Here is an 8,963-nt window from a genome sequence, read left to right on the forward strand (position 1 = left end):
CCGCCGTCGCGTGACAACGAGCGGTACCGGCAACCAGTCAAAGGAGATATCGAATGATCAAGCTGTGTGGCTTTGCGCTGTCGAACTACTACAACAAGGTGAAGTTCGCGTTGCTCGAACACGATATTCCGTTCGAAGAGGTGCTCGTCAAGCCGGCTCAGGACGAGGCCGTGTTCGTGCACTCGCCGCTCGGCAAGGTGCCGTACATCCAGACCGAAGAGGGCGACCTGTGCGAATCGCAGGCGATCCTCGAGTATCTGGCCGCGCGCTATCCGGACAAGGCGATTTTTTCGCGCGACCCGTGGGAGGCGGCCAAAGAGCGCGAGCTGATCACGTTCATCGACCTGCATCTCGAACTCGTGGCGCGCGACCTGTACAAGCAGGCGTACTTCGGCGGCACGGTCACCGATGCGACGAAAGGGCGAGTCGAGAAGCTGCTGACGCGGCACGTCGCCGGCTTCAGGCGCATCGCGCAGTTCGGGCCGTTTCTGCGCGGCGAGAGGTTCAGCGTGGCCGATATCGCGGGCTATGTGAGCCTGCCGCTTGTCGGCGGTACGACGCAGATCATCTACGGTCACGACTTTCTGGCCGATGTGGGGATCGACTGGAAGGCGTATTTGAAGGCCGTTAGCGACCGGCCGGCCGCGCGGCGCGTGGCCGACGATCGCAAGGCGTATATCGCGTCGACCTCGCAATCTTGAATCCGCGGAGGCGTGCGCAGACGTCGGCACGCTGATCGAGGAAGCGCGGGATGGCGAACAGCATGGGTTCGTTCGCATCGCCGCGCGCACCATGATGTCAGAGCTGAGCCAGCCGCTCGAGCGCGGTGGCGAGCGTACTTTCTTTCTTCGCGAAGCAGAAGCGCACCACGCCCGACTCATGTGGTGCGTGATAGAACGCCGACACTGGAATTGCGGCGACACCGATTTCCGCGGTTAGCCACTGTGCGAAGTCGGCCTCCGGCAGATCGCTGATTGCCGAGTAATCGACACACTGGAAGTACGTGCCTGTGCACGGCAGCAGCTTGAAGCGCGTGTTCTCGAGCCCGGCGCGGAAAAAATCGCGCTTGCGCTGATAGAACGCCGGCAGTTCCAGGTACGGCGTGGGATCGCGCAGATAGTCCGCGAGCCCGACCTGCATCGGGGTATTGACCGTAAACACATTGAACTGGTGCACCTTGCGGAATTCGGCGGTCAGCGCGGCAGGTGCCGCGACATAGCCGACCTTCCAGCCCGTCACGTGATACGTCTTGCCGAAGCTCGACACCACGAAGCTGCGCTGCGCCAGTTCCGGGTAGCGGATGACGCTTTCGTGCGGTGCGCCGTCGTACACCATGTGCTCGTACACCTCGTCGGAAAGGATCAGCACGTTGGTGCCGCGCACGATCGCTTCGAGCTTGCGCATATCTTCCGCGCGCCACACGGTGCCGGTCGGATTGTGCGGGGTGTTGATCAGCAATAACCGCGTTTTCGGCGTGATTGCAGCGGCGAGCCGGTCGAACGGAATCCGGTAGTCCGGTGCTTCAAGTGTGACGAATACGGGGACGCCGCCGGCGAGTTCGATCGACGGTACGTAGCTGTCGTAAGTCGGCTCGACGACGATGACTTCGTCGCCAGGGTGCACCGTGCAGAGAATCGCGGTCAGCAGTGCCTGGGTTGCGCCTGCGGTGACGGTGATCTCGCTCGCGGCGTCGTAGCGGCGGCCGTACAGGTTCGCGATCTTGTCCGCGATCGCTTCGCGCAGCGGCGCGACGCCGGCCATCGGCGGGTACTGGTTGTGGCCGCTGCGCATGGCGTTCGCGACCGCATCGACGATACGCGGATCGCAATCGAAGTCAGGGAAGCCCTGGCCGAGATTGACCGCACCCTTTTCGGCGGCGAGCGCGCTCATGACGGTGAAGATCGTCGTGCCGACGTTCGGCAGGCGGGACGGAAACGAGGGGATCGCTGGCGTGTCGTGCGGTGCATTCATGGCGCTGTTCCGAAGCGTGGGCTGGAGCGTGACTGGAGTGGCGAAAACCCGATTGTAGGGAAACCCGCGGCAACGTGTGTGTCAGACGGGCGTTGGCTCACCGGTGGCGGATTCGTCGTGTGCGTCCGCCGGCAATGCGCACGCGGCGACGAACGCCGCGGGCTGCGCAATCTGGAAGTCGAAATCGCGTGCGATGCGGCGCGCGAGCTTCAGCACCGCGCGGTCCTTCGATACCAGCCAGTCCGCACCGGCCGCGTGCGCCAACTCGAGAAACTTCTGGTCGTCACGGTCCTTGCACTTTGGTAGCGGCCGGGCTTCTTCGGTTGTTGCAGGTGGGACGACCAGTTCTGTGAGCCGCGCGATCGTGGCAAGCGCGGCTGCCTTGTCGACCGAACGTTGCACGAACTGCGGATAGTCAAGCACGTACGTCAGTTCCGCGAGACAACGCGCGTCGATCAGCGCGACCAGCGTGCCGTGTTCGAGCGCGACACGAATCGGCCGCGTATGCGGATCGTCGAACACGAGAATATCGATCCATACATTCGAATCGAGTACGACGCGCAGCGCGTCGTGCGAGGCATGAGAACCGGGCATTCGTTACAATCTGGCTTTCGTCTTTGACCGCCAGGCACGGCGTGCCTGCAAGCCTCTATGATAATCGTTCTGTCGCCGGCGAAATCGCTGGACTACGAAACGCCCCCGCACGTCAAAAAGCACACGCTCCCCGATTTCATCGATGACGCCGCCGAACTGATCGGCGGCCTGCGCCGTTTGTCGCCGCAACAGATCTCGACACTGATGGATATCTCCGATCCGCTCGCGCGGCTCAACTTTCAGCGCTATGCCGACTGGTCGCCGGTCTTCGACACGCGCAATGCGAAGCAGGCGGTGCTAGCGTTTAACGGCGACGTGTATGAGGGATTCGATGCGCGTTCGCTGTCGGCGGCGGATCTCGACTATGCGCAAAAGCATGTGCGCGTGCTGTCCGGCCTGTACGGGCTGCTGCGCCCGCTCGACCTGCTGCAACCGTACCGGCTCGAAATGGGCACGCGCCTCGCCAATGCGCGCGGCAAGGACCTGTATGCGTTCTGGGGTGCGCGCATCACCGAGGCGTTGAACGCGCAACTGAAAAAGAACACGCGCGCCGCACAGGTGCTGGTTAACTGCGCATCGGGTGAGTACTTCAAGTCCGTGAAGCCGAAGCTGCTCGATGCGCCGGTCATCACGCCGGTGTTCGAGGACTGGAAGGGCGGTCGCTACAAGGTCATCAGCTTTCACGCGAAGCGCGCACGCGGTTTGATGGCGCGCTACGCGGTCGAACAGCGGCTCGATGCGCCCGAACAGTTGAAGAATTTTTCGTCGGAAGGCTACGCATTCGATGCGGATGCTTCGAACGACGCCACCTATGTATTTCGCCGTCGCATCGCCGACTGAGCGGCGCGATCACACCGAAGCAGGAAAACATCATGACGCTGTCCATTACGAGCAATTTCGATGCGGGCGCAATCGATGTCGTGTCGTGCACGCAGGCCGACGACATTCGTCTGCGCGTGCGTCCCGACAGTCACGCCGATTTCGCGCAGTGGTTCTATTTCCGCTTGACGGGCGCGCGCGGCGAGCGCTGCGTGATGACCTTCGAAAATGCCGCCGACTGTGCGTTTGCCGCGGGCTGGCGTGACTATCAGGCGGCCGCGAGCTACGACCGGGTGAACTGGTTCCGCGTGCCGACCACCTACGACGGCCGCGTGCTGACCATCGATCACACGCCCGATTTCGACAGCATCTACTACGCGTACTTCGAGCCGTACAGCGAGGAGCGCCACTCGGAGTTTCTCGGCGCGGTCCAGCAGATGCCGCACGCGTCGTTGACCGAGCTGGGCAGAACCGTGGAAGGACGCCCGATGTCGCTACTGACGCTTGGTGCGCCGGATACCGACGCCGACGATGCCGGTGATGCGTCCTGGAAGCCAAAGAAAAAAGTCTGGATCATCGCGCGCCAGCATCCGGGCGAGACGATGGCGGAGTGGTTTGTCGAAGGGCTTGTGAAACGGCTGGCCGGCTGGGGAGACTGGGCGGGTGACCCGGTCGCGCGCAAACTCTACGACCACGCGACGTTCTACATCGTGCCGAACATGAATCCCGACGGTAGCGTGCGCGGCAACCTGCGGACCAACGCGACCGGCGCGAATCTGAATCGCGAATGGCTGGAGCCGGACGCGGCGCGCAGTCCCGAAGTGCTGGTCGTGCGCGATGCGATTCACGCGACGGGCTGCGATCTGTTCTTCGATGTTCACGGCGACGAGGCGTTGCCGTATGTATTCGTCGCGGGCTCGGAGATGCTGCCCGGTTTCACGGAACAGCAGGGCATCGAGCAGAAGGCATTCGTCGAAGCGTTCAAGCAGGCCAGCCCTGACTTTCAGGACAAATATGGCTACGAAGCGAGCAAGTACCGGCAAGACGCGTTGAAGCTCGCGTCGAAGTACATCGGCCATACGTTTGGCTGCCTGTCGCTGACACTCGAGATGCCCTTCAAGGACAATGCGAACCTGCCGGACGAGCGAGTGGGCTGGAATGGCGAGCGCAGTGCGTCGCTCGGCGCAGCGATGCTGCAGGCGATCTTGCGGCACGTCGAAACGTTCGACTGACCACCGGCTACCGGCGACACGCGCGAGCAGGTGCGAAGCGAAACGGGGAGCATGCGGCTGGCGTGCTCCCCGTTTTTATTGCGCGTCGGGACGGTGTGTTTTTATCGCGACGCGAAGTATGCGGATGACCAGCATGCGAGGAACGTTGCGTTGCCTCATCAATGCGTTTTCTTCGTTTTCGATGGCGCCTTCTTTGCGCCAGGTTTCGCAGTGGCCTTCGAGCCCTTCGACACGCTGCCCGTCGATTTCTTCGTCGTGTGCCGGCCTCTCAATGCTTTCTTCTTACCCGACGACGAACTGCTATGAGCTGCGCGCGCGGGCGGCACCGGATCGTTCCAGCTAAAAGCGAGCATCTGACTGCCGACATAGCCGCAGCGGAACTTCAGATCCATCGGATCGCCGCCGCTCGCTTGCGGAATGCCGAGCCCTTCGACGGTCACGACGCTGTCGACCTTGACGCGCTGTTTGCCGTCGTCGAACGAATCGTTCCAGGGCGTGACCGACGCGTGAGAACTGTCGAACGAGCTGGGTGGAAAGTCGACGTGATCGAATGCGGAAGAAGTACTGACGACGAAATTGGCATGCGCGGCGCAATCGGCGACGAGCGGATCGGCGTGCATGTCATTGACGAATCGGGTGACGAGTTCGTTGTGCTGTTCGAGTTGATCGGCGAAGGCGGGGGCGGTGCAGACGAGCGAAACGCTTGCCATGAATACCGCTAGCCGGCCGATCCAGCGCAGCAACGGGCGCGGAGTGTTGGTGCAATCCATCTAGTTAAAGGCTATGAAGACGTCAGGCACATAAGATGCCGAGGCGCGAAGAGGAGTTCAATCCTGACGCAAATATTGTGTGGCGCGCATGGCGGCATGCCTTGCCGCCGCGCGACCTGCCGCAGCATTGTAGTGGATCGGCGGACCGTCACGTGCGAGGACCGCCCAGACGATAACGACGGACGTCGTAAGTGGTGACCCATGCAGGGCGATAAACCGCGATCAGCGCGGTGGACATACCGGTGAACCATGCTTCGCCGCTGGCCAGCAAAAAGACGCTGAATACGTAGCCGACCGGTATGACTGCAGTCGATCCATCGGAGAGCGCGATGTGCAATCCGAGCGCCAGCGCCGAGGTCGCAGTCACGGCGATCGCCGGCGAAACGAAGCCCAGTCCGAAGATAAACATGAAGAGATTGCGCGGCAGCCACGCGATGCTCGCACGCTGCAGCAACGCCGAAATCCCGACCGGCAATGCGCCGAAAACCAGGAACGTCAGTGCGATGCCTTGCCATGGTGCGTCGAAGATAACGGCGGCGAGGCCAGTGACCACGGCCATCGCGATTAGTGCGAGCGCCCAGTCGAACAGCGTGACAACGAGCGTCGCGCCGAGCAGATGAACCACGGTGCCGTCGTCGAGCCATGCGTTGCTGGCCCACAGCACCGACACGGCGACGATGATGGCCAGCCAGACGTGTTGCAGGGTTCCGTCCTGCAGCCGCTTGAACGGATTTTTCCACAACGCGAGCGCAAGCAGTCCCGCAGCGGCGATCCAGCCACCGACAGCGACCCAGAGCGGAAGCGGTGTATAGAAGAAACCCATGTATCTCATATTACTCGTTGGGGGCGGAAAGGTGTAAGCGGATTCCGCGCCAGCTACGCGAAACGCCACTGGCGCGGGCGTTCGCCCGCGTCGTGGCGCGAGTGTTGGTGTGCGTATCGGCGGGAACTCAGGCCGAGTTGTGCGTGCCGGGATCGCCGAATGGAACCGTAGGTTCGGCGGCCATCGGGAGGGCTTCGGCGCTGTCTTCGGTGGGCCGCGCATACATGAAGGGCGAGCGTGCACGGCTTCGTAGCGGAACCGCGCCGGGCTGTCCGAGCACGGGTCGCGGCGCCCGGTCGAGTTCGGCATAGAGCACCTCCAGCTGCGCTGCCAGCCAGCCGTTGTAGATCGCGACCGCGGCGGCGCGATTGGGCGCACCCAGCTGCTGGAATATGCTGCCCAGGTGAATCTTGACGGTGCCTTCGCTGATGCCGAGCGTGCGCGCAATCATCTTGTTCGTGCTGCCCATGTGCACGCAACGCATGATCTGCTCCTGGCGCGGCGACAGGCCGTTCATGAGGCGTGAGCGTCGGGGCGGCGCGTGCCGGTCGTCGAACGGGCGAGGGGGGATCTCGGGTGGTGGCTTTAGCGACTCCACAGAGAGCGCGTCGGCGGGCACATAGTGACCGCCCAGCAGCACCATTTCGAATGCACGGATGATGAGGCGTGGATCGATCGAGCGTGGGATCACGCCGAGTACGCCTTCGTCGAGCAATGCGCGTACACCGGCGAGCGATGCGTGATCGGTCAGCACGGCGACCGGCAGCCCGGGATGTTCGGCGAGCAGTTCGCGGATGTCGGTGGTCCGCATCCATGCCTGCCAGTCGACAACCAGTAGATCCGAGCGGTGCCTGCGTAGCATCCGGTCGGTCTGGCGCCAGTCAGGCGCTTCGCTGAAGCGCGCCTGCCGATCGATTTGCCGTAGCAGTGCCTTGAGACCGTCGCGCCGCTCAGCGTCGGAGTTGAGAACTGAAAATCGCATGCCTTGCCTCCCATAGATCGCTCGAAACGGCTCGATGCATGCAAGCGCGGCGCGGGCCGGCTGCATGGCGATGTGCCGCTGGACCCATGATGACAAATTCCTTGCAATAAGACCCCTATCCAGAAGTCATAGGCAAAGCGCCAAATGAAAAACCCTGTGAACGGAATCCGCTCACAGGGTTTGGCGTCGTCTGTCCGGTCGTCTTATCTCATTGAAATCGTGAGCGACGACGATATGGAAGCGGGCGGCTAATGGAAATGCGGTTGTGCCGGCTCGGCGTCTTCGGGCATTTCGGCGTGGACGATTTCGCCGAGCGGATCCGCATAAAGCGGCACGCCGCAGTCGTCGCAATATTCAGGCTCGAAGCGTCCCGCATGGCGGCGGATATCGGTGATGCCGGTTTCCTTCAGCAGTGCGACGATTTCTTCGATCGGGCCATCGGCAGGCGTTGCTTCCTGCGGTTCTTCGTCGATGCCCGGTTCGCCGTTTTCCCGACCGTACAGCGGCCAGACGACGCCGTAGATGACTTCATTGCTGCCGCGTCGCGTAAAACCCACGCGATACTCGTCGATGCGACGTTCGCCAAATCCGGCGACGACCGCGCGCAATTCCTGCGGTGCCGCACCGATCGTATCGAACAGATAGCGGACTGCCGTGCGCACGGTGTGTGGACGCACCTGCTCGTCGGCGTCGCGACAGGCGGAGTAATACGCATCGGGCAGCAGGCATTCGAACTCGCAACCTGGCAGCACCAGCGAAAGATTGGCACCGCCTTGTGTCGCCCATTGCTCGAGACACTGGCCGCGCTCGATCCGCGTGCCATGCTCTTCTTCCTGCCAACGGAACACCGGTGCGCCGACCGGTGCGGCGACTACGGCCAGCAGGAAGCGCGGGTCGGCAAGAATCGGCGAGGTTTCCGGCAGCTCGCCAAAGTTGATGCGTGCAGCGGCGCCGCCGAGCGCTGTCTGCGCCAGTTGCTGCGCGATGCGCCAGGTTTCGACGTGATGGCGCGGCAACTGATCGATGCTGTACAGGAACGGCGCCATCGCGACACGCGTATCCGCTGCAAGCACATGCGCTTGCAGATGGGCGCGCAATGCATCGGCGGCATCGGTCTTGAGCGTGCCGGAGGGGATCGCGTAGCGGGTCCACGCGAGCACGGGCGCTGCGATCAGCAGAGCTTCGTATGGCGTGCCGTCGTGCTCGACGGTAAACGACTCGCTATGGGTTTCCGCCATATCGGCGAGGGCACCGTAGGCGTCCGGATGATTTTGCTGCAGATGGTCGAGCGCGGCATCCAGCGTGGTCTGATTGCCGTTACGGACGATTTTTGCCAGCAGAGCATCGAGCTTCGTTTCCCAGAAGCGGTCTTCGGTGCGGCTGCCCGACGCGAACAGTGCAAGCGACAGTCCGACAAGCTTGTCGGCGTCAGGGGGAAGGCGTTTGGCGATTCGCGAGCGCATAAATCCGGAATGAGGGGCAAAGAACCCCACATTCTAGTCGGTTCTGAGCGCGGACATCATTTGGTCGGCATCCCGGATGCTGCTGCCTCTGTATGTGGGAGAGCCGATTGCACTGGTTTGGTGATGGGGCTCAGTGAGGTATTGCGGATTTCGGTGCGCCTCGTTTCGTGTCTTGAGCGGCAGGTAGGGCGCGCCTCTTTGTGTCGACGAAGAGGGGATTGAATTGCGCGATCGGTGCGTTGAAAAAATCTTCGAATAACGCTTGCGCGGGTTGGATGGTGTCGCTAGAATCTCGGTCTTTCGCGCTCC

9 protein-coding genes are annotated in these 8,963 nt (G+C 62.4%); 3 read left to right on the forward strand and 6 right to left on the reverse strand.

Annotated elements, in window-relative coordinates:
• The first annotated feature begins 53 nt into the window (after nucleotides 1-53).
• The gene (locus M0D65_RS28975) at nucleotides 54-701 is read left to right on the forward strand and encodes a glutathione S-transferase family protein (RefSeq protein WP_266255610.1); all 648 of its coding nucleotides are present in this window, start codon (nucleotides 54-56) and stop codon (nucleotides 699-701) included.
• A gap of 97 nt (nucleotides 702-798) precedes the next feature.
• On the opposite strand, the gene M0D65_RS28980 is transcribed toward M0D65_RS28975, so the two are convergent.
• Both M0D65_RS28980 and M0D65_RS28985 read right to left on the reverse strand, forming a co-directional pair.
• Complete coding sequence (locus tag M0D65_RS28980; protein WP_266255611.1) at nucleotides 799-1,971, reverse strand: pyridoxal phosphate-dependent aminotransferase; 1,173 nt, start codon at nucleotides 1,969-1,971, stop codon at nucleotides 799-801.
• 81 nt (nucleotides 1,972-2,052) lie between these two features.
• Nucleotides 2,053-2,565 (reverse strand): putative toxin-antitoxin system toxin component, PIN family, encoded by a 513-nt coding sequence (locus M0D65_RS28985; RefSeq protein ID WP_266255612.1) that lies wholly within the window; start codon nucleotides 2,563-2,565, stop codon nucleotides 2,053-2,055.
• Nucleotides 2,566-2,622: 57 nt separating this feature from the next.
• Here M0D65_RS28985 and yaaA point away from each other — a divergent pair, with 57 nt between their 5' ends.
• On the forward strand, nucleotides 2,623-3,405 hold the full coding sequence (yaaA, locus tag M0D65_RS28990) for a peroxide stress protein YaaA (protein ID WP_266255613.1): 783 nt from the start codon (nucleotides 2,623-2,625) through the stop codon (nucleotides 3,403-3,405).
• 32 nt (nucleotides 3,406-3,437) lie between these two features.
• Nucleotides 3,438-4,616: a M14-type cytosolic carboxypeptidase gene (locus M0D65_RS28995; RefSeq protein WP_266255614.1), complete on the forward strand. Its 1,179-nt coding sequence runs from the start codon at nucleotides 3,438-3,440 to the stop codon at nucleotides 4,614-4,616.
• Nucleotides 4,617-4,774: 158 nt separating this feature from the next.
• Here the strand turns inward: M0D65_RS28995 and M0D65_RS29000 are convergent, their stop codons facing one another.
• The 4 genes from M0D65_RS29000 to M0D65_RS29015 form a co-directional block, all read right to left on the reverse strand.
• A complete protein-coding gene (locus tag M0D65_RS29000; protein ID WP_266255615.1) occupies nucleotides 4,775-5,386 on the reverse strand; it encodes a hypothetical protein in 612 nt (203 codons plus the stop codon).
• 148 nt (nucleotides 5,387-5,534) lie between these two features.
• Complete coding sequence (locus M0D65_RS29005; protein ID WP_091018231.1) at nucleotides 5,535-6,209, reverse strand: energy-coupling factor ABC transporter permease; 675 nt, start codon at nucleotides 6,207-6,209, stop codon at nucleotides 5,535-5,537.
• A gap of 127 nt (nucleotides 6,210-6,336) precedes the next feature.
• Nucleotides 6,337-7,191 (reverse strand): response regulator transcription factor, encoded by an 855-nt coding sequence (locus tag M0D65_RS29010; protein ID WP_266255616.1) that lies wholly within the window; start codon nucleotides 7,189-7,191, stop codon nucleotides 6,337-6,339.
• A gap of 248 nt (nucleotides 7,192-7,439) precedes the next feature.
• Nucleotides 7,440-8,654, reverse strand: a complete 1,215-nt coding sequence (locus tag M0D65_RS29015; RefSeq protein WP_091018229.1) for a DUF2863 family protein — start codon at nucleotides 8,652-8,654, stop codon at nucleotides 7,440-7,442.
• Between the last annotated feature and the right edge of the window lie 309 nt (nucleotides 8,655-8,963).

Origin of the sequence: Paraburkholderia sp. CHISQ3 (assembly GCF_030464945.1) — a bacterium.
GTDB classification, from domain to species: Bacteria; Pseudomonadota; Gammaproteobacteria; order Burkholderiales; family Burkholderiaceae; genus Paraburkholderia; species Paraburkholderia megapolitana.

Bases quoted from the DNA above. Each gene is read 5' to 3' on its own strand.
- M0D65_RS28975 (WP_266255610.1), top strand. From the start codon at position 54: ATGATCAAGCTGTGTGGCTTTGCGCTGTCGAACTACTACAACAAGGTG.
- M0D65_RS28980 (WP_266255611.1), bottom strand. From the start codon at position 1,971: ATGAATGCACCGCACGACACGCCAGCGATCCCCTCGTTTCCGTCCCGC.
- M0D65_RS28985 (WP_266255612.1), bottom strand. From the start codon at position 2,565: ATGCCCGGTTCTCATGCCTCGCACGACGCGCTGCGCGTCGTACTCGAT.
- yaaA (WP_266255613.1), top strand. From the start codon at position 2,623: ATGATAATCGTTCTGTCGCCGGCGAAATCGCTGGACTACGAAACGCCC.
- M0D65_RS28995 (WP_266255614.1), top strand. From the start codon at position 3,438: ATGACGCTGTCCATTACGAGCAATTTCGATGCGGGCGCAATCGATGTC.
- M0D65_RS29000 (WP_266255615.1), bottom strand. From the start codon at position 5,386: ATGGATTGCACCAACACTCCGCGCCCGTTGCTGCGCTGGATCGGCCGG.
- M0D65_RS29005 (WP_091018231.1), bottom strand. From the start codon at position 6,209: ATGGGTTTCTTCTATACACCGCTTCCGCTCTGGGTCGCTGTCGGTGGC.
- M0D65_RS29010 (WP_266255616.1), bottom strand. From the start codon at position 7,191: ATGCGATTTTCAGTTCTCAACTCCGACGCTGAGCGGCGCGACGGTCTC.
- M0D65_RS29015 (WP_091018229.1), bottom strand. From the start codon at position 8,654: ATGCGCTCGCGAATCGCCAAACGCCTTCCCCCTGACGCCGACAAGCTT.